21 protein-coding genes and 6 tRNA genes are annotated in these 24,202 nt (G+C 54.6%); 11 read left to right on the top strand and 16 right to left on the bottom strand.

Annotated elements, in window-relative coordinates:
- Positions 1-170 precede the first annotated feature (170 nt).
- The 3 genes from zipA (at position 171) to ACYAC5_RS13890 (ending at position 3,455) form a co-directional block, all read left to right on the top strand.
- Complete coding sequence (gene zipA, locus ACYAC5_RS13900; protein ID WP_137386242.1) at positions 171-1,148, top strand: cell division protein ZipA; 978 nt, start codon at positions 171-173, stop codon at positions 1,146-1,148.
- A gap of 68 nt (positions 1,149-1,216) precedes the next feature.
- On the top strand, positions 1,217-3,235 hold the full coding sequence (gene ligA / locus ACYAC5_RS13895; protein ID WP_137386241.1) for an NAD-dependent DNA ligase LigA: 2,019 nt from the start codon (positions 1,217-1,219) through the stop codon (positions 3,233-3,235).
- A gap of 1 nt (position 3,236) precedes the next feature.
- A complete protein-coding gene (locus ACYAC5_RS13890; protein ID WP_101763581.1) occupies positions 3,237-3,455 on the top strand; it encodes a DUF3820 family protein in 219 nt (72 codons plus the stop codon).
- A 31-nt stretch (positions 3,456-3,486) separates the two neighbouring features.
- On the opposite strand, the gene ACYAC5_RS13885 is transcribed toward ACYAC5_RS13890, so the two are convergent.
- Entirely contained in the window at positions 3,487-4,488 is a 1,002-nt protein-coding gene (locus ACYAC5_RS13885) for a bile acid:sodium symporter family protein (protein ID WP_101763582.1), read from the bottom strand.
- 102 nt (positions 4,489-4,590) lie between these two features.
- Between ACYAC5_RS13885 and ACYAC5_RS13880 the strand changes: the two genes are divergently transcribed.
- Entirely contained in the window at positions 4,591-5,511 is a 921-nt protein-coding gene (locus ACYAC5_RS13880; RefSeq protein ID WP_101763583.1) for a LysR family transcriptional regulator, read from the top strand.
- On the opposite strand, the gene ACYAC5_RS13875 is transcribed toward ACYAC5_RS13880, so the two are convergent.
- The 5 genes from ACYAC5_RS13875 to ACYAC5_RS13855 form a co-directional block, all read right to left on the bottom strand.
- Positions 5,508-5,837, bottom strand: coding sequence for a FlxA-like family protein (locus ACYAC5_RS13875; protein WP_101763584.1), 330 nt, complete (start codon positions 5,835-5,837; stop codon positions 5,508-5,510). The two genes, ACYAC5_RS13880 and ACYAC5_RS13875, sit on opposite strands and share 4 nt — an antisense overlap.
- A 161-nt stretch (positions 5,838-5,998) precedes the next feature.
- Positions 5,999-6,074: transfer RNA gene (locus tag ACYAC5_RS13870), tRNA-Lys, on the bottom strand.
- A gap of 4 nt (positions 6,075-6,078) precedes the next feature.
- Positions 6,079-6,154: transfer RNA gene (locus tag ACYAC5_RS13865), tRNA-Val, on the bottom strand.
- A 41-nt stretch (positions 6,155-6,195) separates the two neighbouring features.
- A tRNA-Val gene (locus ACYAC5_RS13860) sits at positions 6,196-6,271 on the bottom strand.
- A gap of 49 nt (positions 6,272-6,320) precedes the next feature.
- Positions 6,321-6,396, bottom strand: a tRNA-Val gene (locus ACYAC5_RS13855).
- 273 nt (positions 6,397-6,669) lie between these two features.
- Here ACYAC5_RS13855 and gltX point away from each other — a divergent pair.
- Positions 6,670-8,091, top strand: a complete 1,422-nt coding sequence (gltX, locus tag ACYAC5_RS13850) for a glutamate--tRNA ligase (RefSeq protein WP_309833773.1) — start codon at positions 6,670-6,672, stop codon at positions 8,089-8,091.
- Between the two features lie 35 nt (positions 8,092-8,126).
- Here the strand turns inward: gltX and ACYAC5_RS13845 are convergent, their stop codons facing one another.
- A complete protein-coding gene (locus ACYAC5_RS13845) occupies positions 8,127-8,480 on the bottom strand; it encodes a YfeC-like transcriptional regulator (RefSeq protein ID WP_110866524.1) in 354 nt (117 codons plus the stop codon).
- 111 nt (positions 8,481-8,591) lie between these two features.
- Positions 8,592-9,380, bottom strand: coding sequence for a formate/nitrite transporter family protein (locus tag ACYAC5_RS13840; RefSeq protein WP_222184561.1), 789 nt, complete (start codon positions 9,378-9,380; stop codon positions 8,592-8,594).
- Between the two features lie 362 nt (positions 9,381-9,742).
- Here ACYAC5_RS13840 and ACYAC5_RS13835 point away from each other — a divergent pair.
- Both ACYAC5_RS13835 and ACYAC5_RS13830 read left to right on the top strand, forming a co-directional pair.
- A tRNA-Ala gene (locus ACYAC5_RS13835) sits at positions 9,743-9,818 on the top strand.
- Positions 9,819-9,860: 42 nt separating this feature from the next.
- Positions 9,861-9,936: transfer RNA gene (locus ACYAC5_RS13830), tRNA-Ala, on the top strand.
- A gap of 124 nt (positions 9,937-10,060) precedes the next feature.
- Here the strand turns inward: ACYAC5_RS13830 and ACYAC5_RS13825 are convergent.
- From ACYAC5_RS13825 to ACYAC5_RS13810, 4 genes are all read right to left on the bottom strand, one after another.
- Positions 10,061-11,677 carry a rhodanese homology domain-containing protein gene (locus tag ACYAC5_RS13825; RefSeq protein ID WP_277973926.1) on the bottom strand — a complete coding sequence of 539 codons (1,617 nt, stop codon included), beginning with the start codon at positions 11,675-11,677 and terminating at the stop codon, positions 10,061-10,063.
- On the bottom strand, positions 11,670-12,260 hold the full coding sequence (locus ACYAC5_RS13820; RefSeq protein WP_192233097.1) for a cysteine dioxygenase family protein: 591 nt from the start codon (positions 12,258-12,260) through the stop codon (positions 11,670-11,672). The genes ACYAC5_RS13825 and ACYAC5_RS13820 overlap by 8 nt, the downstream gene beginning before the upstream one ends.
- Before the next feature lie 5 nt (positions 12,261-12,265).
- On the bottom strand, positions 12,266-13,354 hold the full coding sequence (locus ACYAC5_RS13815) for an LLM class flavin-dependent oxidoreductase (protein ID WP_462061920.1): 1,089 nt from the start codon (positions 13,352-13,354) through the stop codon (positions 12,266-12,268).
- Between the two features lie 192 nt (positions 13,355-13,546).
- Complete coding sequence (locus ACYAC5_RS13810; RefSeq protein ID WP_101763591.1) at positions 13,547-14,737, bottom strand: NupC/NupG family nucleoside CNT transporter; 1,191 nt, start codon at positions 14,735-14,737, stop codon at positions 13,547-13,549.
- Positions 14,738-15,106: 369 nt separating this feature from the next.
- Here ACYAC5_RS13810 and ACYAC5_RS13805 point away from each other — a divergent pair, with 369 nt between their 5' ends.
- On the top strand, positions 15,107-16,348 hold the full coding sequence (locus tag ACYAC5_RS13805; RefSeq protein ID WP_008101352.1) for an Nramp family divalent metal transporter: 1,242 nt from the start codon (positions 15,107-15,109) through the stop codon (positions 16,346-16,348).
- Between the two features lie 45 nt (positions 16,349-16,393).
- Here the strand turns inward: ACYAC5_RS13805 and ACYAC5_RS13800 are convergent, their stop codons facing one another.
- Together ACYAC5_RS13800 and mgrA are read right to left on the bottom strand one after the other, a co-directional pair.
- Positions 16,394-16,750, bottom strand: coding sequence for a DUF2502 domain-containing protein (locus ACYAC5_RS13800; RefSeq protein ID WP_462061918.1), 357 nt, complete (start codon positions 16,748-16,750; stop codon positions 16,394-16,396).
- A 159-nt stretch (positions 16,751-16,909) separates the two neighbouring features.
- Positions 16,910-17,899, bottom strand: a complete 990-nt coding sequence (gene mgrA, locus ACYAC5_RS13795; RefSeq protein ID WP_462061917.1) for an L-glyceraldehyde 3-phosphate reductase — start codon at positions 17,897-17,899, stop codon at positions 16,910-16,912.
- Between the two features lie 213 nt (positions 17,900-18,112).
- Between mgrA and ACYAC5_RS13790 the strand changes: the two genes are divergently transcribed.
- Positions 18,113-19,765, top strand: a complete 1,653-nt coding sequence (locus ACYAC5_RS13790) for an alpha-keto acid decarboxylase family protein (RefSeq protein WP_462061916.1) — start codon at positions 18,113-18,115, stop codon at positions 19,763-19,765.
- A gap of 160 nt (positions 19,766-19,925) precedes the next feature.
- Entirely contained in the window at positions 19,926-20,891 is a 966-nt protein-coding gene (glk, locus tag ACYAC5_RS13785) for a glucokinase (RefSeq protein WP_101763595.1), read from the top strand.
- Between the two features lie 31 nt (positions 20,892-20,922).
- On the opposite strand, the gene ACYAC5_RS13780 is transcribed toward glk, so the two are convergent.
- Together ACYAC5_RS13780 and ACYAC5_RS13775 are read right to left on the bottom strand one after the other, a co-directional pair.
- Positions 20,923-21,648: a LytR/AlgR family response regulator transcription factor gene (locus tag ACYAC5_RS13780; RefSeq protein ID WP_277973922.1), complete on the bottom strand. Its 726-nt coding sequence runs from the start codon at positions 21,646-21,648 to the stop codon at positions 20,923-20,925.
- Positions 21,645-23,336, bottom strand: coding sequence for a sensor histidine kinase (locus ACYAC5_RS13775; RefSeq protein ID WP_110866529.1), 1,692 nt, complete (start codon positions 23,334-23,336; stop codon positions 21,645-21,647). The genes ACYAC5_RS13780 and ACYAC5_RS13775 overlap by 4 nt, the downstream gene beginning before the upstream one ends.
- Before the next feature lie 269 nt (positions 23,337-23,605).
- Here ACYAC5_RS13775 and ACYAC5_RS13770 point away from each other — a divergent pair, with 269 nt between their 5' ends.
- Positions 23,606-24,130 (top strand): GNAT family N-acetyltransferase, encoded by a 525-nt coding sequence (locus ACYAC5_RS13770; RefSeq protein ID WP_101763598.1) that lies wholly within the window; start codon positions 23,606-23,608, stop codon positions 24,128-24,130.
- Positions 24,131-24,202 lie beyond the last annotated feature (72 nt).

The raw sequence follows: 24,202 nt of genomic DNA, 5'->3' as shown, positions 1-24,202 counted from the left end.
TTTTTATCGGCTTCAGGCAGTGTTTGCGCGAAAAAACAGCAAAAAAGCGTGGGGCAGCTATCTAATTTGTCAGAAAATACTGCACAGACTTGCACTTGTTTAGCTGGGCAAATACAGTTAGAGGATAAAGTTTGCCGTGGTGGCAAGGTATTGGAACAACAGAGAATACAATGATGCAGGATTTGCGTCTGATATTAATCGTTGTTGGCGCGATCGCCATAATAGCGCTGCTACTTCATGGACTGTGGACCAGCCGTAAAGAGCGCTCCTCCGTGTTTCGTGATCGCCCGCACAAACGTCTGAAACAGCGCGAAGAAGCCGATGAAGATCTGCTGAGCGAAGAAGATGATGGCGTCGGCGAAGTCCGTGTACGTCGTCCTCGTGATGCGGATGAAGAACCTGAATTCACTGCACGTCCAGCGAGCGCGCCGCGTGCGCCTGAACCTGTACGTCAACCGGCATCACGTCAGGCTGACCCATTATTAGGCGATCCGCTGCTGGATAACGAGCCAGACGTGCGTAAGCCGGCTGCGCCGCAAGCGCCAGTGGCGAAGCCAGCGCCAGCGCCTGCACCACAACCAATTCAGGCCGATCCATTGCTGGATAACGAACCGCTTTCCGCGACTCAACCTGCACCTGAATTCCTCGCCGCAGAAGAGCCAGAATTCGAACCTGAAGCGCCAGTTGCACATCAACCAGAAGCGCCACAGCCAGCGGCTGCTGCGCCTGGCAGTAAAAAAGAGGCCGTATTAGTGCTGCACGTCGCTGCACATGCGGGCGGCGAACTGAACGGTGAAGCGCTGTTGCAGGGCATCCTGCAGGCCGGATTCCAGTTTGGTGAGATGAACATTTTCCATCGCCATCTTAGCCCAGCCGGCAGCGGTCCGGTGCTGTTTAGCCTGGCGAACATGGTGAAGCCGGGTTCATTCGATCCGGATCAAATGGGGAATTTCTCTACGCCTGGCGTCTCGATCTTCATGATGGTGCCGTCGTACGGCGATGCGAATCAGAACTTCAAGCTGATGCTGCAATCCGCGCAGCGTATCGCTGATGATGTAGGCGGCGTGGTGCTGGATGATGAGCGTCGCATGATGACGCCGCAGAAGCTGGAAACCTACAAAACGCGTATTCGCGAAGTTATCGGTTAATCGCCGTTAGCTGAGTCAAAACAAATATAACCCCCGCCTGTCGGGGGTTTTTTATCGGATAAGAGACTATGAAATCGGTTCAGGAGCAGATCACCGCGCTGCGCACCACGTTACGTCACCACGAATATCTCTACCACGTGATGGATACGCCGGAAATTCCGGATGCAGAGTATGACCGATTGATGGTTCAGCTGCGTGAGCTGGAAAGCGCACATCCTGATTTGATTACCCCTGATTCACCCACCCAACGCGTGGGCGCGGCACCGCTAGCCACTTTTGAGCAAGTGCGTCATGAAGTGCCGATGTTGTCGCTGGACAACACCTTTGATGAAGCGGGCTTCCTTGCCTTTAATAAACGCGTGCAGGATCGCCTTAAAAGCACTGACGAATTGACTTACTGCTGCGAGCTCAAGCTGGATGGTCTAGCCGTGAGCTTGCTGTATGAAGATGGCCTGCTGGTGCGTGCGGCGACGCGCGGAGATGGTACCACCGGCGAGAACATCACGGCGAACGTGCGCACAATTCACGCCATTCCGCTGCGTCTGCATGGCGATAACATCCCCGCACGCGTTGAAGTGCGTGGCGAAGTGTTTATCACCGAAAGCGGTTTTGAAAAGCTGAATGAAGAAGCGCGTCGCACCGGCGCGAAAGTCTTTGCTAACCCACGCAACGCCGCAGCCGGTTCACTGCGCCAGCTCGATCCACGCATCACCGCTAAACGTCCACTGACCTTCTTCTGCTACGGTTTTGGTCTGCTGGAAGGCGGTGAAATGCCTGCCAGCCATTGGCAACGTCTGCAACAGTTTAAGGCGTGGGGATTGCCAGTCACCGATCGTATTCGCCTGGCACACAGCGCCGATGAGGTGCTGGCGTTTTATCGTCAGGTTGAGCAGGAGCGCCCGTCGCTCGGCTTCGATATCGATGGCGTGGTTATCAAGGTCGATTCGCAGGCGCTGCAGGAGCAGCTCGGCTTTGTGGCGCGTGCGCCGCGCTGGGCTGTGGCCTTTAAATTCCCGGCGCAGGAACAGATGACGTTCGTGCGCGATGTCGAATTCCAGGTGGGCCGCACCGGCGCGATTACGCCCGTCGCGCGTCTGGAGCCGGTTCAGGTTGCGGGCGTTGTGGTAAGTAATGCCACGCTGCACAACGCCGATGAAATTGCCCGACTGGGTTTGCGCATTGGCGACAAGGTGGTGATTCGCCGCGCCGGTGACGTGATTCCGCAAGTGGTCAACGTGGTGGAATCGGAGCGCCCGGCAGAGACGCGTGAAATCGTCTTCCCAGGTCATTGCCCGGTGTGCGGTTCAGACGTTGAACGCGTGGAAGGTGAAGTCGTGACGCGCTGCACCGGCGGCCTGATTTGTGGCGCGCAGCGTAAAGAAGCGCTTAAACATTTCGTTTCGCGTCGTGCGATGGATGTCGATGGCATGGGCGATAAGATCATCGATCAGTTGGTGGAGAAAGAGTACGTCTTAACGCCAGCCGATCTGTTCCGCCTTACTGCCGGTAAGCTAACCGGACTCGATCGCATGGGCCCTAAATCGGCTCAGAACGTGGTTGATGCGCTGGAAAAGGCCAAATCCACCACGCTAGCACGTTTCCTCTATGCACTGGGTATTCGCGAAGTGGGCGAAGCCACAGCCGCCAACCTTGCCAATCACTTTGGCGAGCTGGAAAAGGTGATGAACGCCGATCTCGATGCGCTGATTGAAGTGCAGGATGTCGGCAAAGTGGTAGCGACGCATGTGCGTAACTTTATGGATGAAGAGAGCAACCGCGCCGTTATTCGCGATCTTACTGAAGAGATTGGCGTGCACTGGCCGCAGGTTGAAGTGGTCAATGTCGAAGAAATTGATAGTCCATTTGCCGGTAAAACCGTGGTACTGACCGGCTCTCTGTCGCAGATGAATCGCGATGATGCCAAAGAGCGTCTGGTAGCGTTGGGCGCTAAAGTGAGCGGTAGCGTGTCGAAGAAAACCGATTTGCTGATTGCGGGGGAAGCGGCCGGTTCCAAGCTGGCGAAAGCGCAGGAGCTCGGCATTCCGGTGATCGACGAAGCGGAAATGATTCGCCTGCTCGGAGCGTAATGTGGATAAACAGCAACTGGTTGAAATCGCCAATACCGTGATGCCGTTCGGCAAGTACAAGGGCAGAGCGCTGATTGATGTGCCGGAGGAGTATTTGCTGTGGTTCGCTCGCAAAGATGAATTCCCGGCCGGTAAGTTAGGCGAATTGATGCAGCTGACGCTGACCATCAAGATCGAAGGGCTGGAAGGTTTAATCAAACCGCTCAAGCGCAATGAATAACAAAACGGCCCGCTTTTGCGGGCCGTAATATTTAGGACTTCTGCGCTTCTACTTGCTGCTGCGCCAGCCGTTTTTCATTGCCGGCTTTGTAGCGCTGGGCAATGAAAGAACACACCATTAACTGCACCTGATGGAAAATCATCAGCGGCAGCACGATTATCCCCACGGAACTGGCCGGGAACAGGATGTTGGCCATCGGGACACCGTTCGCCAGACTCTTTTTCGAGCCACAGAACAGCACCACAATCTCGTCCGCACGGCTGAAGCCAAACAGGCGCGATGCCGCCAGGTTAATCGCCAGTGCGATAAACAGCACCAGCACGCTGCCAACCAGAATCCATAGCAAGGTATCCACGCCCACGCGATGCCAAATGCCGTTCACCACCGCTTCACTGAAGGCGGAGTAAACCACCAGCAGAATCGAGGTTTGGTCGGTTTTACCAATCAGGCTGCGATGCTTCTCGACCCACGCGCCAATCCAGCGACGCGACAGATGTCCTAAAACAAACGGCACCAGCAGTTGCAGCATAATTTTGCCAATCTGCTCCAGACCGTTGCCCGGCATTTCGCTATGCACATTCATCACCAGATTCACCAGCAGCGGCGAGACAAATACGCCGAGCAGGCTGGAGGCTGAAGCTGCACAGACCGCAGCGGCGACGTTGCCGCCCGCCATTGAGGTGAAGGCGATTGAGGATTGCACGGTCGCTGGCAGAATACACAGATAGATAAAGCCGGTGTAAATCTCCGGGCTGACGTTAACCGGATGCCACCAGACAATCAGCAAACCAATAATCGGGAAAATTACAAAGGTGCTGCACATAATCCACAAGTGCAAACGCCAGTGGCTGCTGCCGGCAATGATCTTCTCGCGCGACAGTTTGGCGCCATGCATAAAGAACAGCAGGGCGATGGCGGCGGTGGTCAGATATTCGAAGATATCGACAAAGACGCCTTTGGCAGGAATAAAGCTGGCCAGCAGCACGGTAATGATGAGTTTAATCATCATCGGATCGAGGCGTAAAAATCCCATTGTTAAAATCCGGTTAAATTTAAAAAAATGATGGTGCTGATTGTGCGCCTGCTGGGTTTAGAAATAAAATTGATTTATTGCATCAATCTATGAGCGATATCGATGAATTACACCTTACGTCAGTTGCGTACCTTTGTCGCGGTGGCGCATCACGGCAGCTTCAGTCTGGCCGGCCAAGCGATTGGTTTAAGTCAGTCGGCGGTCAGCCATAGCATTAAAGAGCTGGAAGCGGAAATGGGCGTGCGCTTACTCGATCGCACTACGCGGGAAGTAATGCTGACCGAGGCGGGGCAGCAGCTGGCCACACGGCTTAATCGTCTGCTGGACGACCTCAATACCACCGTGTTGGATGTGCGCAGCTATGGCGAACAGCGCAGCGGCACGGTGCGTGTTGCCGCCAGCCAAACGCCTTCTGCCCATCTGATGCCGCAGTGCCTGGCCAGCAGCCAGCAGCGCTATCCGGATATCCGCGTCATCCTGCATGACCGCGTACAGCAATGGGTGCTGCAAAGCGTACGCAATGCGGAGGTTGATTTTGGCATTGTAATTGGCCCGCTCAACGACACTGATTTCGACAGCGAAGAGATTTTGCAGGAGCCTTTTTTACTGCTGTGTCATGAAGATGACGAGCTGGCGCAAATTGAACAGGCGCAATGGTCGATGCTGGCGGGACGCAATATGGTGCTACAGGATTATGCTTCCGGCAGTCGCGTGTTAGTTGATGCCGCGCTGCAACAGCTGGCGTTGAGTGTGCATGTGGTGCAGGAAATCGGTCATCCCGCTACGCTTTATCCGATGGTGGAAGCGGGAATTGGCATCAGCATTCTGCCTGCGCTGGCCTTGCCGTTGCCGTCAGGACGCAAACTCACGGTGCGGCGTCTTTATCCGGAAATTAATCGCAGCCTGATGCTGATAAAGCGCAAAAACCGCTCGCTGACACCCGCCGCAGAAGCGATCTGGCAGGAAGTGCGCCAGCAGGCAGCCCTGCTGACGCAACAACGCATGCTAAAGCCGGCGTTTTAAACGTACACGTTGATTTGATTGGTATCAGTTGGGCGGTTAATACCATCAGCTTTGGTGGCCGCAGGTTGCTGTGCTTCCTGTTTCTGTTGCGCTTTCTCAGCTTGCTGCTGCTCAATTTGCGCGATTTGCGCTTCAATCATTTGAATCTGTGATTGCAGCATCTGCTCCTGTTCAGACTTTTGCTCATCGGTGAGCGTATCGTCGCTGGAAAGATCTTTCAGCTGCTTAGTGATGGATTGAATTTGTTTATAGAGGCTGGCGATTTCTGAGGTAGAACCGCCGCCGCTACTTGCGGTGCTGACACTACCTACGCTGGATATAGACATGGTTTTCTCCTTGCAATAGACCATTATCGTTATCGGTCAGAGTATAAGGAGGCTTGAGGGCAGGGAGTGTTAAACTTGCGAAAAGGGTTCGTTGGGATTTAACGCATTAACCACAGATTTAACGCATAGCAAAAAGGCGCCTTTAGGGCGCCTTTTTACATTGGTGGGTCGTGCAGGATTCGAACCTGCGACCAATTGATTAAAAGTCAACTGCTCTACCAACTGAGCTAACGACCCGAAGTGGTGGGTGATGACGGGCTCGAACCGCCGACCCCCTCCTTGTAAGGGAGATGCTCTACCAACTGAGCTAATCACCCACTTCGGTACTGCTTAACAAGAGTGTCATCTGACTAAGATATGGTGGGTGATGACGGGCTCGAACCGCCGACCCCCTCCTTGTAAGGGAGATGCTCTACCAACTGAGCTAATCACCCATATCTTATCTCTTGTTCACTGCGGGCCATCTTTAAACCTTCTAAAGAGTGGTGGGTGATGACGGGCTCGAACCGCCGACCCCCTCCTTGTAAGGGAGATGCTCTACCAACTGAGCTAATCACCCCCGCTGTGTGGAGTCGCATTATAGGGATCCTTCAAAGTGAGTCAACGGTTTTTAAAACTTAAATGTGCGTTCGCTTTAAAAATAATCATCGTGGGGCGCTTTTCGCCAATGTGCTGGTTTTATTAGCAGAAAAGCGCACAGCAAACCGGGATGCCACCGCGACAATCATTGAGGAATCAGCCTCACCTGCTAGAATGTGCGCACTGTTTTTTCGCGTTAACCCGTTTTTTTGTCATCCAGACAATCAAACCTGCGCATTTAAGGCAATGCTGAATGAAAATCAAAACTCGCTTCGCACCCAGCCCAACGGGCTATCTGCACGTAGGCGGTGCTCGTACTGCTCTTTACTCCTGGCTTTATGCTCGCCATAACAAAGGCGAATTCGTTCTGCGTATCGAAGATACCGATCTGGAGCGTTCCACACCGGAAGCCATTGAAGCCATCATGGATGGTATGAACTGGCTGAGCCTTAACTGGGATGAAGGTCCGTATTATCAGACCAAGCGTTTTGATCGCTACAACGCGGTGATCGACGACATGCTGGAAGCGGGCACGGCCTATAAATGCTACTGCAGCAAAGAACGTCTCGATGCGCTGCGTGAAGAGCAGATGGAAAAAGGCGAAAAACCGCGTTATGACGGTCGCTGCCGCGACAGCCATGAACATCACGCCGCTGATGAGCCGTGCGTGGTGCGCTTCCGCAACCCGCAGGACGGTTCTGTCATCTTTGACGATCAGATTCGTGGTCCGATTGAATTCAGCAATCAGGAACTGGATGACCTGATCATTCGCCGTACCGACGGTTCACCCACCTATAACTTCTGTGTGGTGGTGGATGACTGGGATATGGGCATCACTCACGTGATTCGTGGTGAAGACCATATCAACAACACGCCACGCCAGATCAATATTCTGAAAGCGATCGGTGCAGAAGTGCCAACCTACGCGCACGTATCAATGATCCTCGGCGATGACAGTAAGAAGTTGTCCAAACGTCATGGCGCTGTTGGCGTGATGCAGTATCGTGATGACGGTTATTTGCCGGAAGCGCTGCTCAACTATCTGGTACGTCTTGGCTGGTCACATGGCGATCAGGAAATTTTCAGCGTGCCGGAAATGGCAGAGCTGTTCACTCTGGATGCCGTGAGTAAGTCGGCCAGTGCTTTCAATACTGAAAAACTGCAGTGGCTGAATCATCACTACATTAATACGCTGCCGCCGGAGTACGTTGCTACGCAGCTGCAATGGCATATTGAACAGCAGAAGATTGATACCCGCACCGGTCCTGAGCTGGCAAAGCTGGTTACCTTGCTGGGCGAGCGTTGCAAAACCCTGGTAGAGATCGCGGCATCTTGTCGTTACTTCTATGAAGAGTTTGAAGCCTTTGATGCTGACGCGGCGAAGAAGCATCTGCGTCCGGTCGCGCGTCAGCCGCTGGAAGTGGTGCGCGACAAACTGGCTGCAATCAGCGACAGCAACTGGAAAGCAGAGAATGTGCATCATGCAATTCAGTCTGCGGCAGATGAGCTGGAGCTGGGGATGGGCAAAGTCGGTATGCCACTGCGTGTAGCGGTGACCGGTTCTGGTCAGTCACCGGCGCTGGATGTGACAGTGGAAGCGATTGGTCGCAGCCGCAGCGTTGCGCGAATCGAAAAAGCGCTGGCATTCATCGCGGAGCGCGAAGCAAACGCATAATATGAAAAAGCCGGAAGCATCTGCTTCCGGCTTATTTATTCTTCCTGAATCCCCAGACGTTCCAGTACGCCTCGAATTCCCTCCCGCAACAACAACGCCGCAAATTGCTCTTGCTCCGCTGCCGTCATTTGCTGGACAGAATTTATTAATAACGCAGGTAACGTATTTTGTTGTGCACCGTAATTAGCCGCCGGTTCGTTCGCGTGGCGGGTGGATTGAACAAAGCTCTTTACGCGCTCATCTATATGGATCAATCGCGCTTTACCGCCCTGAACACCGGGCTTTGGCGTGGTTGTCCAGTTTTCACGCTTGATCCATTTATTCACCGTTTGCCGACTGTAGCCCGTTTCCTGCGCGAGCTCCTCGGGGGTAAGCCATTCCTTTTTCACGATGCTGTCCCTGTTAAATACATTAGTTCTACATATTACAACAAAACGTAACGGGGAAAAGTAACCTGAACAGAAAATGCCTTCTGCTCTCCAACAAAAGGCAAAATTAGGTTATTGCGCCTGGCTCACTGCGGCTTGTTCCGGACGGAAAGCGATGAAATAGGTGAGGCCAACAAAAATTGCACCGCCCACGCCGTTACCGAGGAACACCGCGATCACGTTTGGCGCAAATTCCGCCCAGCTCATCTGCCCGGCAAAAATTGCTGCCGGAACAATAAACATGTTTGCGACGACGTGCTGGAAGCCAATCGCCACGAACGCCATCACCGGGAACCACATACCGAAAATTTTACCTACCACATCTTTACTGGCGAAGGCGAGCCACACCGCCAGACACACCAGCCAGTTGCAGCCCACGCCGGAAATAAAGGCGTGCAGGAAATCGGCATTCACTTTTGCGTGCGCAATCGCCACGGTTTTTTTCAGGTAATCGCCTTCGGTCATGCCCAGCATGTGACCAAAGAACCATGCAACCGCAACGCTGCCAATGAAATTGGCGAGGGTAACCCAAAACCAGTTACGCAGAACGCTGAAGCCACTGATGCGACGAGCGAACCAGGCGATGGGCATCGTCATCATATTGCCGGTCAGCAGCTCGCCGCCCGCCAGTACCGTCATGATCAACCCGACCGGGAACACCGCAGCGCCGAGCAGCACGCCGAATGAACCCCATTCAGCAGGCAGTTGGTTAATGACATGCAGATCGAGCAGGAAGCCAGTGGCGATAAACGCACCGGCCATAAAGCCAAGAATCAACAAGGTGGAGATAGGCAGGCGGCTTTTAGCCACGCCAGCTTGAATCGCCAGTTGGGCGATCTCTTTAGGTGTATGCAGCGACATAGTTCACTTTTCTTTTATGGATTAATGGGGACGTTGCTGGCCGGTCATTGAGAGAACACCCTGGTAGGATGACCGGTTAATTAGCGCGCTAAGTTTTACACGCACTTTTAACGAAAACAAGACTGCTTCTAACATCTTTAACCTAAAGTTAACGCAGGGTTGAGGTTGGAGTGGGGAAGCATTGCCGGATGGTGCATATAAATAGTCGCGAAGCGGGATGGCGTGTTGAAAAAAAAGCCATGCTGACGCGGGGTTGACGCCTTTTTCAGCGATCAAACACAGAACGAGAATTTGACGTTGACACTCAAGGGGCGGTTTCATATTATCCCGTCCGTCGAGTTTACTCGGCAGTTTTTCGGTTCGGGGGTATAGCTCAGCTGGGAGAGCGCTTGCATGGCATGCAAGAGGTCAGCGGTTCGATCCCGCTTATCTCCACCAAACCGCTCCCAACGGTTTGACCGAAAAATGATTTCCAGATGTGGGGGTATAGCTCAGCTGGGAGAGCGCTTGCATGGCATGCAAGAGGTCAGCGGTTCGATCCCGCTTATCTCCACCAAATCTCTGTTCTTTCTGAACACATTCAAAAAATCACCTTCTTAAACGCAACGCAGTAAATTGCGATTTTGTCGTTTGAAAGGCCGCCATTTTGGCGACCTCATCACTCACCACGCAAATTATCCTCAGGCCGAAACCGCCTGCGGCTGCCATTGCAGCACCCGGAAACCGTGCGTGCCATCGCGATCCAGCTGCGCCACCAAACCGTATTCCCAGTCCAGATACGCCTGCATCACGCCCGCTTCAATATCGGTGCCTTCATACGGGCGACGATAGCGATCAATGGCCGGGGACAGCAGTTGCTGCTCTCCTTGCTCCGTCGGCAAACCCGCTTCGCGCCAGGCAGCGTTACCGCCCTCCAGCACAAACACCGGCTTGCCGGTCAGCTCAGCCACTTGTTGCACCGCATAACCCGCTAGCAGGCTGCTGCCGCAGGTCAGAACATAGCGACGTGCCTCCGGCAACAATGCTTTGCCTTGCTGCTGCAGGGTAGAGCGCAGCAACCAGGCCGCGCCCGGAATATGGTTGTGGAGATGGTTCGCGCGCGTGGTGAAATCCAGTACCTGCGTTTGCCCTTCCTGCAACCATTCCGCTAACTGCTGCGGTGAGATGAATTCAGGTTGAGCGACGGGCGGCACCTGCGCTTTCCAGTTACCGCGTTCACTGAAATCACTGGCCTGCAGCTCCTCCAGCACCGAAACCTGCCAGCCAAGCTGCGCCAGCCAGGATGCGGTCATATTGGCACGCACGCCGTCATCATCAATTAGCACAATGCGCGCACCGCGCACGCTGGCGTAATGATCGGTCTCCTGCACCAGTTGACCTCCCGGCACATGGCGGCTGCCAGGCAGATGCCCGGCGGCGTATTCGTCGGCATCACGCACATCAAACAGATAAGTGGTGCGCGTCTCCTGCTGCCAGCGTTTCAGCTTGGCGAGTGGGATACGTTCCACACCGGCGCGATCGGCGATGATGCGCGCATTGTTCGCCGCCTGACGCTGTGCGGTTTCGCTGGCCTCACCGTAGCGGCGCGACTGGCCTTTATCCAGCGCATGCCCGGCCAGCGTCCAGCCGATGGTACCATTACGCAGTGCGAACACCGGATTGCGAATCCCGGCGTTCACCAGCGATTGCGTACCAATGATACTGCGCGTGCGGCCGGCGCAGTTCACTATCACCGTGGTCTCCGGCGATGGCGCGATGTCACGTACGCGCAGCACCAGTTCACCGCCCGGCACACTGGTGGCGCCTGGAATACTCATGGTTTGATATTCATCGAAACGACGCGCATCGAGCACCACCACGTTAGCATCGCTGTTAATCAGCTGATGCACCTCGTCCGCAGACAAAGAAGGTGTGTGATTGTGATGCTCAACCAGCTCGCCAAAGGCTTTGCTGGGTGAATTCACGTCGATAAACAGTTCGCCGCCCGCCGCTTGCCAGCCGGCCAAATCATCTGCCAGCAGCGCGACATGGCTGTAACCCAGCGCGGCAATCCGTTCGGCAGCGGTTTGCGCCAGGCCTTCGTTACCGTCATACAGCGTGATCGCGGTGGTGCGCTGTGGAATGCGGTCCAGCAGCTCAAGCTCCAGTTTTGACAGTGGAATATTCACCGCAAACAACGGATGCGCGGTGGCAAACAGCGCTTCATCGCGCACATCGACAATCGCCACTTCCTGCTGCTGACGCAGGGCCTCAATAATTTCCGCCGCCTGGCGTAAAGGGAAAACCGGTTTAGTCATGTGAAAGGTCCCAAATGTTCGGTAAGTAACGGTTGCTGTAACCGGAGATAAACGTTTTTTCACTGCCGTCTTCGCGGTAGACCGCGCGTTTGACCGCGCCAATGTTGGCGCCATAAACGTGAATGCTGATGGAGACGCGGTCGTCATAGGCGTTGCTGACGCGATGAATATCGCCTACCGTCGGCGACACCGCTTCAACGCGGCCGGGATCGAGTCGGACTGGCGCGCCTTCCGGCTGCAATCCGTTTGGCCCCGGCTGCCAGGATTGTGAAATCTCTGCGCCGCGCAGCATGCCAATCAATCCCCATACACGATGGTCGTGAATCGGCGTTTGCTGGCCTGGCCCCCAGACGAAACTCACCACCGAAAAGCGCTGCTGCGCATCGGCATACAACAAATATTGTTGATAGTGTTCGGGATGAGGTTGGGTAAAGGCGTCGTCCAGCCAGTCGTCGTGGCGAATCAACTCGCCAAGCCACGTGCTGCCACGTTGCAACACCGTGGCCTCCTCCGGCTGCGCATCCAGCAGGTTGGCAAGATTGGCGACAAAATCACGCAGGCGCTGGTGCTGATACTGGCTCATAAGCTTCAGGCGCTCCTTTTATCGGCGGCTGAGAGCGCATCGATTTTCTCGCGCGTCAGCGGAATCAGCTCGCGGCCATATTCCACCGCATCGTTAAGCGGATCGAAGCCGCGAATCAGCACGCTATGAATGCCAAGGCGATAATATTCCAGCAGTGCATCGGAAACTTGCTCCGGCGTTCCCACCAGCGCAGTGGAGTTGTAGCCGCCCTGAACCAGTTTTGCGACGCCGGTCCACAGCACTTTATCCAGACGATCGCCTTCATTGGCGGCGGCGAGTAAACGCTGCGCGCCAACGCTCTGCGGCTTCGCCTTACCAAAGGCAAAGCCACTTTCGTTAAGCTGTTTTTCGGCCGTGGCGCGGATGTGCTCCGCACGTTCCCAGGCTTCTTTTTCAGTTGTACCAAGAATCGGCCGGAACGAGATGTTGAAGTTAATTTCGCGGCCCTGTCTGGCGGCAGCGGCACGCACGTTGCGTACCGTCTCTTCCGCGCCTTTCAGCGGCTCGCCCCACAGCGCAAACACATCGGCATGGCGTGCTGCAACATCAATCGCCTCCTGCGACGATCCGCCAAAATAGATGGGCAGTTTATTCTGCAGCGGTTTGATGGCTGAGAACGCCTGCTCGGCCTGATAAAACCGGCCTTGATGATCGTACGGCTGCGCGGATTCGAGACTCTGCTTCAATACGGTGAGGAACTCATCGCTACGCGCATAGCGCTCGGCTTTATTGAGGAAGTCACCGTCGCGGCGCTGCTCGGCATCGCTGCCGCCGCTGATGATGTGCACCGCTAAGCGACCGTCGGTGAGGTGATCAAGCGAAGCCAGTTTGCGCGCCGCTAGCGTCGGCGAGACAAAGCCGGGACGATGCGCCAGCAAAAATTTCAGCGTCGAGGTGTGCGCCGCCGCGTGCGCGGTGACCAGAAAACCATCCGGCTGATCCGACCAATAGCCCACCAGAATACGATCAAAACCGGCGTCTTCATGCGCCCGCGCAAAACGCGCAATGTACTCTTTATCGAACAGCGGGCCGCTAGCCGGAATGATTTCGGAAGCGAGGCGGTGGCCTATCATGCCTAGGAATTGAATGCTCATGCGGTTCTCCTGAAGTGACGTCATGGAGAAAAACTACGGGCGCAGGCGGTGTGAACGGAAATTCAATATTGTGCAAAGGTTTTGCGTTTAACAGTGAAGCGGGTGATAGCGGGGGAAAAGCGGAAGCGACGCGGATTAGAACTGATGGAAATAATTAAGAACAGAAGGGCGAGCCGCAGCTCGCCCCGTATATCAGAAGGCCAACACCAGACCAGCGATAGCGGCTGACAGCACGCTCACCAGCGTTGAACCGTACAGCAGTTTCAGGCCGAAGCGTGAAACCACGTTACCTTGCTCTTCGTGCAGACCTTTAATCGCGCCCGCCACAATCCCGATAGAGGAGAAGTTAGCAAAGGAGACCAGGAACACCGAGAGAATACCTTCCGAGTGTGGCGACAGCTGACCGGCGATTTTCTGCAGATCCATCATTGCCACGAATTCGTTGGAAACCAGTTTGGTGGCCATGATGCTGCCCACCTGCAGCGCTTCGTGTGAAGGAACACCCATCACCCATGCAAATGGATAGAACACATAACCCAGCACGCCCTGGAAGCTGATGCCGAAAATCAGGTCGAACAGCGCGTTCAGACCGGTGATCAAGGCGATAAAACCAATCAGCATAGCGGCAACAATCATTGCAACTTTAAAACCGGCGAGGATGTATTCGCCCAGCATTTCGAAGAAGCTCTGGCCTTTATGCAGGTCCTGCAATTGCAGATCTTCTTCGCTATCCACGCGGTACGGGTTAATCAGCGACAGCACAATAAAGGTGCTGAACATGTTCAATACCAGCGCGGCCACCACATATTTTGGCTGCAGCATGGTCATGTAGGCGCCGACAATTGACATCGAAACCGTCGACATGGCAGTCGCTGCCATGGTGTACATACGGCGCTGTGACATTTTGCCAAGGATATCTTTGTAAGCGATGAAGTTTTCTGACTGTCCCAAAATCAGAGAGCTCACGGCGTTAAAGGATTCCAGTTTGCCCATACCGTTTACTTTGGACAGCACGGTACCAATGCCGCGAATCACCCACGGCAAGATGCGGAAATGCTGCAAAATACCGATTAACGCAGAGATGAAAATGATGGGGCAAAGCACGTTGAGGAAGAAGAAAGCGAGACCTTTTTCGCTCATATTGCCAAACACGAAGTTGGTGCCTTCGGCGGCATATTTGAGCAGATGATCAAAGAATCCTGCGAAGCCCTGCACAAAGCCGAGACCGATGGAGGAGTTCAGGAAGAACCAGGCCAGCAGAATTTCGATTACCAGAAGTTGAACGATATAACGAAGACGGATGCTTTTACGATCGTGGCTGACCAGCAAGGCCAGCACCGCTACCACCACTAGTGCTAAAAGAAAATGCAAAACATGGGACATGTCGGCTCCAAATTTGAGGAGGGTTGTATTTTGTTGCGTATTCTATGTAACGCGTTACTTAAAAACGAGATCAAAACCACATTATAAGTATTCGCTATCGCGTTTTTTCTCAGATAAGTCTGACCGCTCACAACCCTATTACAAATTCATCACAAGAAATATCCACAAAAACATTGTCTATAAAATAACCCAAGAGTAGAGTCTTTTGCGTTGCACTTGTTTTTAGCAAGAACTGACTTTACCGCAATATATAGCAATGGCTATACTTTATAGCACCATCTATTACTACAATAACTATAACCAAATTTCATCTGCCTTGAATGACCCTTAATCTGGACAGGTCAACAAGCATTAGGACAGGGTAAAACTATGCTAGAAAGCCGCACCGCCGAGCGCGCCGCTCGCGGAGCCAGAAAGATCAAACTCGCGCTGCTGGGCCCCGCCTTTATTGCGGCGATTGGCTACATCGATCCCGGCAACTTCGCGACCAACATTCAGGCCGGCGCCGCCTACGGCTACAAGCTGTTATGGGTGGTGGTGTGGGCCAACGTCATGGCGATGCTGATCCAGCTGATGTCCGCCAAGCTGGGCATTGCTACCGGCAAAAATCTTGCAGAACACATCCGCGATCGCTTCCCGCGCCCGGCGGTGTGGTTCTATTGGGTGCAGGCGGAAATCATCGCCATGGCCACCGATCTCGCTGAATTTATCGGCGCGGCGCTCGGCTTCAAGCTATTACTTGGCATTTCCCTGCTGCAGGGTGCGGTGTTAACCGGTATCGCGACCTACCTGATTCTGATGCTGCAAAGTCGCGGGCAGAAGCCGCTGGAACTGGTGATTGGCGGTCTGCTGCTGTTTGTAGCGGCGGCTTATATTGTGGAGCTGTTTTTCTCCCAGCCTAAAGTGAGTGAGCTGGTGGTTGGCATGGCGCTGCCATCGCTGCCAACATCGGATGCGGTATTCCTCGCTGCTGGTGTGTTAGGCGCCACCATTATGCCGCACGTGATTTATCTGCACTCGGCGCTGACGCAGCACGGCAATAAAGGCAGCAAGGCGCAACGTTACAGTTCAACCAAGCTGGATGTGGCTATCGCCATGACCATCGCTGGCTTTGTGAATCTGGCGATGATGGCCACCGCCGCCGCGGCGTTTCACTTTAGCGGTCACTCCAGCATCGTCGATCTCGATCAGGCATACCTAACGCTGCAACCGCTGTTGGGTGAAGCGGCAGCAATTGTGTTTGGTTTGAGTCTGGTGGCTGCCGGTCTCTCCTCAACCGTGGTTGGCACGCTGGCGGGACAAGTGGTGATGCAGGGCTTTATCCGTTTCCACATTCCGCTGTGGTTCCGCCGCACTATCACCATGTTGCCCTCTTTTATAGTAATTTGGGCGGGCTGGGATCCCACGCGCATTCTGGTAATGAGTCAGGTGCTGTTGAGTTTTGGTATCGCGCTGGCGCTGATTCCGCTGCTCTCCTTTACCGGCAACCGCGAATTGATGGGCGATGAGATGGTGAACTCGCGCCTGATGCAAAATGCCGGGCGGCTGATTGTGGTGCTGGTGATCGCCCTCAATCTCTATTTGCTGGTCGGCGAAGCGCTCGGTTGGTAACTGCCAGAGAAAAGAAAAATCCCGCCATTGTGCGGGATTTTATGTTTAGTGATGATGGTGATCGTGGTGACCTCGACGATCATCATGGCGATGATCGTGGCGGTGATGTTCACGACGTTCACGCTCATGCCAGCGGCGTTCGCGCTCACGTTCATAGGCGCGATGACGTTTCCACTCTTCGTGACGCCACCAGCGATGATCGTTGTACTGATAACGATCGTTCCACCAGCGCGGCTCGCGCCAGCGACCGCCGTCCCAGTAATTACCGTGACGATCGCGATCGCCGAGATGCAGCGTAACGCCCGGACCCAAATTGATGGTGGTGCTGTCGGCTTGTGCTGTGCTGATAGCCAATGGGGATAAGGTTGCCAGCAAGGCGGCAAACAAAATGGCACGTTTCATAACTTCTCCTTTTCAGTAGCTTATAACTGCCACCGTTGCGCTAGTTTGCCACATCGGACCAGGGAAGCCTTGAGAATCCGTCTGAAAACGCTGAGGGAAATCTGAAATGAGAATTTTCTGCTGCGGAAAACGCCCGACAAATGCCGGGCAGGTAAACGTTTACACTAAGATATTGTGGATAGCGTCGATCTCATCCTGGTTTAGTTCCGGCTGGCTCAACATCTCAACCGCATCATCAATTTGCGCGGTTTTACTGGCGCCAATCAGCACCGAGGTGACACGCGCATCGCGCAGCACCCAGCTCAGCGCCATCTGCGCCAGCTTCTGGCCGCGCTGTTGGGCAATCGCCTGCAGCTGACGCACTTTTTCCATCTTCTCTTGCGTCAGCTGGTTTTCATTCAGGAACTTACTGCCGCTGGCGATGCGCGAGTCTTGTGGAATACCCTGCAAATAGCGGTCGGTTAACACGCCTCCCGCCAGCGGCGAGAAGGCGATGCAACCAACGCCGTTGTCGCCCAGCACATCCAGTAAACCCTGCTCAGGCGTACGTTCAAACATCGAATAACGCGGCTGGTGGATCAGGAAAGGCGTGCCGAGATCGCGCAGAATCGCAATCGCTTCGGCGGCTTTGTCTGCCGGATAGTTGGAGATGGCGGCATACAGCGCTTTGCCCTGACGCACCACCTGATCCAGCGCACGCATGGTCTCTTCCAGCGGCGTTTCGGGATCGGGGCGGTGATGATAGAAGATATCAACGTACTCCAATCCCATGCGCTTCAGGCTTTGATCGAGACTGGAAATCAGATACTTGCGCGAACCCCAATCGCCGTATGGGCCGTCCCACATGGTGTAACCGGCTTTAGTTGAAATCACCAGCTCGTCGCGCAGTCCCTGAAAATCCTCGCGCAGAATGCGACCAAAGTTGGATTCCGCCGATCCCGGCGGCGGGCCGTAATTATTGGCGAGATCGAAATGGGTAATACCGCGATCGAAGGCGTGGCGGAGCAGTTCACGGCTGTTATCGACGCGCGTACTGTCGCCAAAGTTATGCCACAAACCCAGTGAAATCGCCGGTAACTTCAGGCCGCTACGGCCACTGCGGCGGTATTGCATCTGTTGATAACGTTCGGGATGGGGAAAAGCACTCATGCAGCGTTCCTGTCTCATAGGGGAGAAAGTGACATCAGCATATCAGTGTATGCGTTTACACTAAGGTGAAACGCGCCGAAGATCGCAACTTACAGAATTATCTGTCGTCGTAACGAATGCTTGCCACAAATCACCACGCCACGATGATGAATATCTCGCCAATTCAGCCACATCGCTAATACTCCTGATTATCCCCTTAACAAGGAGCTGTCGATGAAAAACCCGAACGTTGGCGATTATTTACTGCACCGATTACAGCAAGCTGGCATCCGTCATCTGTTCGGCGTGCCCGGCGATTACAACCTGCAATTTCTCGACAGCGTGATTGCGCATCCCGATATTGCCTGGGTTGGCTGTGCCAATGAACTGAATGCGGCGTATGCGGCGGATGGTTACGGGCGCTGCAACGGTGCGGCGGCACTGCTGACCACCTTTGGCGTCGGCGAGCTCAGCGCTATCAACGGCATCGCCGGCAGCTATGCCGAATATGTGCCGGTGATTCATATCGTTGGCGCGCCCGCCAGTCAGGCGCAACAGCAGGGCGATTGTGTGCACCATTCGCTGGGCGACGGCGATTTTGGTCACTTCCTGCGTATGGCGCAGGAAGTGAGTGTGGCATCGGCGGTGCTGACGGCGGAAAACGCAGTGACTGAGATTGATCGCGTTATCAGCGAGGCGCTAACGCAACATCGCCCCGGCTATTTATTGCTGGCGGTGGATGTGGCGGCGGCTGAGATTTCGCTATCAGAGGAAAAAGCCACAGCCGCAGATAACCATCAGCAGGTTGCCGTGGCCTTTGCCGATGCGGCAGAACGCTTGCTGGCACCGGCACAGCGCGTGGCGCTGTTGGCTGATTTCCTGGCCTCACGCTGGCAGTTGCAGCCGCAGCTTGAGGCGTTGCGCCAGCTGCGTGCGATTCCTGCCGCCACCTTGTTGATGGGCAAGGGCGTGCTGAACGAGCAGCAGCCGGGCTTCGTCGGTACGTACGCCGCGCAAGGCAGCAGCGATGCGGTGCGTCAGGCCATCGAAGATACCGACGTTACGCTGTGCGTCGGCGTGCGGTTTACCGACACCTTAACCACCGGCTTCACACAAAATCTGCCCGCCGAGCGCGTGATCGATCTGCAGCCGTTTCAGGCCACGGTCGCTGGCGAGGTGTTTGCGCCGTTGAGCATGCAGCAGGCGCTGGCGGCGCTGACGCCGATTTATCAGCGTCACTGCGCGCACTGGCGGCTGGCAGATGCGCCTGAGTGCGAGGAAAGTGAGCAAATTGCTGCGGCGGTAATCAGTCAGCAGGCATTCTGGCAGGCCATGCAGCGCTTCCTGCAACCCGGTGATATTATCCTTGCCGATCAAGGCACTGCGGCCTTTGGCGCGGCGGCGCTGCGTTTACCGCAGGATGCACAACTGTTGGTGCAACCGCTGTGGGGATCGATTGGCTATACTTTACCCGCCACTTTTGGTGCGCAAACCGCGCAGCCAGATCGGCGGGTCATCCTGATCATTGGCGATGGCTCTGCGCAGCTGACGATTCAGGAGTTAGGTTCGATGCTACGCGACGGTCAGCAGCCGATTATCTTCTTGATTAATAACGATGGTTATACCGTTGAGCGCGCGATTCACGGTGCTGAGCAACGTTACAATGATATCGCGCAATGGAACTGGACCGCGCTACCGCAGGCGCTGAGCCAGCACTGTGCGGCGCAAAGCTGGCGCGTCAGCGAAACGGTGCAACTCGACGCGGTGATGGAACAATTAATGCGGAATCGACGTCTGTCGCTGGTGGAAGTGGTGATGGACAAACAGGACTTGCCGCCGCTGCTGCGTAAGGTCACCGCCGCATTGCATCAGCGTAATAGTGGCTAAATTTCGGAAAGTTGCCGCTGGGAAGTCGGGCAGGTGATCGGTAGGCTGTGCAGCATCTTTGAATGGATTACGCCCATCGTGCAGGTGGGCGTTGTTGTTTTATTGGCAGGCTTTTATAGTGTCCTGCAATTGTTTATGACCCAAGCGGAGCAGCAGAAGAATGACAACATACGCCCTGGTCGGCGATGTGGGCGGTACCAATGCCCGTCTCGCATTGTGTGAGGTAGAAAACGGCGCTATCTCGCAAGCCCAAACTTTCTCAACATCAGACTACGACAATCTCGAAGCGGTGATTCGCCACTATCTGGACGAGCAAAAACAGGATATTAAGCACGCCTGTATCGCTATTGCCTGTCCGATTACCGGCGATTGGGTGGAGATGACCAACCACGATTGGGCGTTCTCGACCAAAGTGATGAAAGAGCATCTGGCGCTGGAAAGCCTGGAAATCATCAATGATTTCACCGCCGTTTCCATGGCGATTCCGATGCTGAGCGAACAGGAAGTGATTCAGTTTGGCGGTAGAGCGCCGGTTGAAGGCAAGCCTATCGCGATTTATGGTGCGGGTACCGGCCTCGGCGTCAGCCATTTAGTGCACGTGGATAAGCGCTGGATCAGCTTGCCGGGCGAGGGCGGTCACGTTGACTTCGCGCCAAATAGCGAAGAAGAGGGTGAAATTCTCGAAGTGCTGCGCGCGGAGATTGGCCACGTTTCGGCGGAACGCGTGCTGTCCGGTGCCGGTTTGGTCAATCTGTATCGCGCCATCGTGAAGTCTGATGAGCGTGAGCCAGAAAACCTCAAGCCTAAAGATGTTACCGAACGCGCATTAAAAGATACCTGCATTGATTGCCGTCGCGCGCTGTCGCTGTTCTGCGTGATTATGGGCCGTTTTGGCGGCAACCTGGCGCTGAATCTGGGCACCTTCGGCGGCGTTTATATCGCGGGCGGTATTGTGCCGCGCTTCCTCGATTTCTTTAAAGCCTCCGGTTTCCGCGCGGCATTTGAAGATAAAGGTCGCTTCCGCGATTACCTGGTCGATATTCCGGTATATATGATCACCCACGATCAGCCGGGCTTACTCGGCGCCGGTGCGCACCTGCGTCAGGTGTTGGGCCGCGAGCTGTAAACACGCAGGCGAGCGGCATCCGCCGTTCGCCTTATAATCTCATCAACTGCCGGAAGGCTTTCACCTTGCTGCGACTCACCGGCACCTGCGCATCCAGATCACGCAACTTCACCAAATAGGTATTGTTAAACCACGGCTCGATTTCACGAATCTTGCTCAGGTTGACGCAGTAAGAGCGATGGCAGCGGAAGAACTGCTGTTCCGGCAAACGGCTGCAAAACTCACTGATCACCATCGACATCACATAGGCTTCGCGCCGCGTATACACAAACGTCAACTTCTCGTGCGCCTCAACGTAATAGATCTCGTTGATATCGGTGACGATAATGCGTTCGTCTTTCACCAGATTGACGGTTTGTGGCGAGTTGGCCGCCGCGTTTTGTGGTTGCAACTGTTGTTGCGCGCTGGCTTCTAGTTTTTGCAGCATGGTCATGATGCGCGACTCATGATACGGCTTGAGAATGTAGTCAAACGCGTCCAGCTCAAATGCTTCAACCGCATGCTCTTTCCACGCGGTGATAAACACAATCAATGGCTTATGAGCAAACTGATTGATGTTTTGCGCCAGCAGCATGCCATCAAGCGAAGGAATGTTGATATCGAGGAAAATCACATCCACACGATGGTTCTGCAGATATTTCAGCACTTCCAGCCCATCATCAAAGCAGGCCTCAACGCTGATTTGGCTATGTTGCTGAATCATCCAGCTTAACTCTTGCTGGGCGAGAAATTCGTCTTCAACGATGATGGCTTTCACGTGGCGGTTTCCGTGGTGGGGCGCAGCGGGGCAGGCAGCCGCTGGCCATTCTTGCTAAGCGTAAAGGCGATTTCCGTGCCGGGATGATGGCGGGTGATGACCAAACCCTGGCCGGAGAGCAGCTTAACGCGATGATGCACATTCAGCAGACCAATTTTGTTGCCGGGCATCTCGTTTCGCGCCACGCGGCTCATCACATCATCGCTGATGCCATCACCGGTATCGCGCACCGCAACGCGCACCCGATCGCCTAAATCCTTCACGCTCAGCGTCACTACGCCTTTGCCGCGGCAAGGCTGAATGCCGTGCACAATCGCGTTCTCTACCAGCGGCTGAATCAGCAGGCTGGGCAGCGTGAAGTGCAGATCTTCATCCACGTCATAAATCATCGACAGCTTATCGCCGAAACGCGCCTGCTCAATCGCGATGTAATCCTTCACCTGCCACAACTCTTTCTTGATATCGATAAGCTCGTCATCGTTGAGTTCGAGGTTGTAACGCAGATAACGTGACAAATTGATCACCAACTGGCGCGCGGTGTCCGGATTAAGGCGAATCGAAGAGGAAATAGCATTCAGGGCGTTAAACAGGAAATGCGGGTTAATTTTGCTCTGCAGTGCGCGCAATTCTGCCTTGTTCGCCATCTCACGCAGCTGTTCAGCCCGCGAGACTTCCAGCTGGGTGGAGATGATTTGCGACAGCCCAATCGCCATCTCTTTCAGCGACCCGGTGATGCGATGCGCTCGGCGATAATAGATTTTTAGCGTGCCTGTCACTTCCCCTTTTTCCCAAAGGGGAATAACCAGCATCGAGTGAATATCTTTGGTGCGATGCGCCTCGTCGTTGTTCTTAATAATGATTTTACCGCTGGCGATCGCCTGCGCGGTGGTCGGGCTGATGGCATCATCGCCGTTGTGATAGTTCTGCTCGCCGTAACCGACATAGGCGAGAATCTGTTTGTTATTGGTGATGGCGACCGCATCGGCGTGAATGTCGGTGCGGATGATATCGCACACTTTATGCAGCGACTGGCTATCAACCTGGCGAAACAGCGGCAATGTTTTGTTGGCGATCTCCAGTGCTAGCTTGGCCTGACGCGCCGCAATCGCCTCTTTTTCACCTTCGACGCTCTGCACCAGCAGCACGATTAAACCGATGCTTGATGCGCCCAAAATCATCGGCAGCGCAATCTCGGACACGATCGCCAGTCCCAGCGTCATTGGCTTGGCCCACAGCACAATCAGCAGCATGGTCAGGCTTTCGCACAACATGCCGCCAAGAATACCGGCGCGCCAGCGCTGCTCTTTATTCACCCGGCGGTTGATCACGCCCGAAGCGATGCCAGCAATGATGCTGGTGATCAGGCAAGGCACCGCCGTGACGCCATCCATATCAATCAGATAGCGATGCAAACCGGCAATCACGCCGGTGGCGATGCCTACCCACGGACCAAACAGAATGCCGCCGGACATCACTGCAATCACGCGCACATTGAGCAGCGAGCCGTCGACGTTAATGCCTGACCAGGTGCTGAACAGCGCAAACAGCGAGAATATTGCCGTCACCACCAGTTTTTCGCGCACCGAATGCTCATCTTTTTGCAACAGCTGACGAAACACCCGCGTGCGCGTGAGGAAGAACAGACAGATCAGCATCAGCGCCGCGCGGTCAAAAACCGCCAGCAGCATGTCGAAGTGGGAAGGCAAGGGCATCTCTCAGGCAAGAAACGGGAGGCTATGATAAAAAATGTGGTCACGATCCGCCAGCCTCACGGCAATCTGCAGACCTTTCTCGTAGCCGGGATCAATTTTGAGCATGCCTGATCGCCATAAATAGCGACATCCGCCAAAAGAGGAAAACTTGAGTAACAAAAAGAGGATTAGCGAAAGCGTGCGCCGATCGCTGGTTGTCAATACGCCGGTTTGCTATGTTGCCGGATAAAAAGGGGAGCTTAGCCATGCAATTACTCACGCCACGTTTGTCCCTCAGTCGACTTCAACCTGAAGACTGGCGGATTTTCAAAGCGGTACATCAGGACCGCGCGACCATGACGTGGGTCAGTGAAATCCCGGATGAAAACGATATTCGTCAACGCTTTACTGAGCGTCTGGCGCCATGGCAGGCGAGCAGTTTTCATATGCTGTGTCTGGTGGCGCGCATCCGGGAAACCGGCGAGCCGATTGGCCTGTTTGGCTGTAGCGCCGAGTGGCATCCTTATCGTCAGGCCGAAGTGGGTTACATGCTGCGTGCGGCGTTTACCGGAATGGGTTATGGCAGTGAAGCGCTCGACGCGCTGTGCCAGTTTTTGCTACAGGCAGAATTTCATAAGCTGAAAGCGATGGTGATTGAGGGGAATTGGCCGTCGCGCCGCATTCTTGAGAAGAATGGTTTCGTCCTTGAGGGTACGCTGCGGGATAATTATCTGCTAAACGGCCAATGGGTAAGCGATTGGGTGTTTGGCCGCCTGAATCCGCAACATTAAAAAAATTTCCGTCTGCTCTCGACAATCTTGTTATCAGCGCGTTATGTTCTTGATGCGGTCACCACAGTGACC

This window comes from Pantoea sp. y20 (assembly GCF_054903455.1).
Note: the sequence above shows the minus strand (reverse complement) of the source record. Positions and strands in the feature narration are given on the sequence as shown.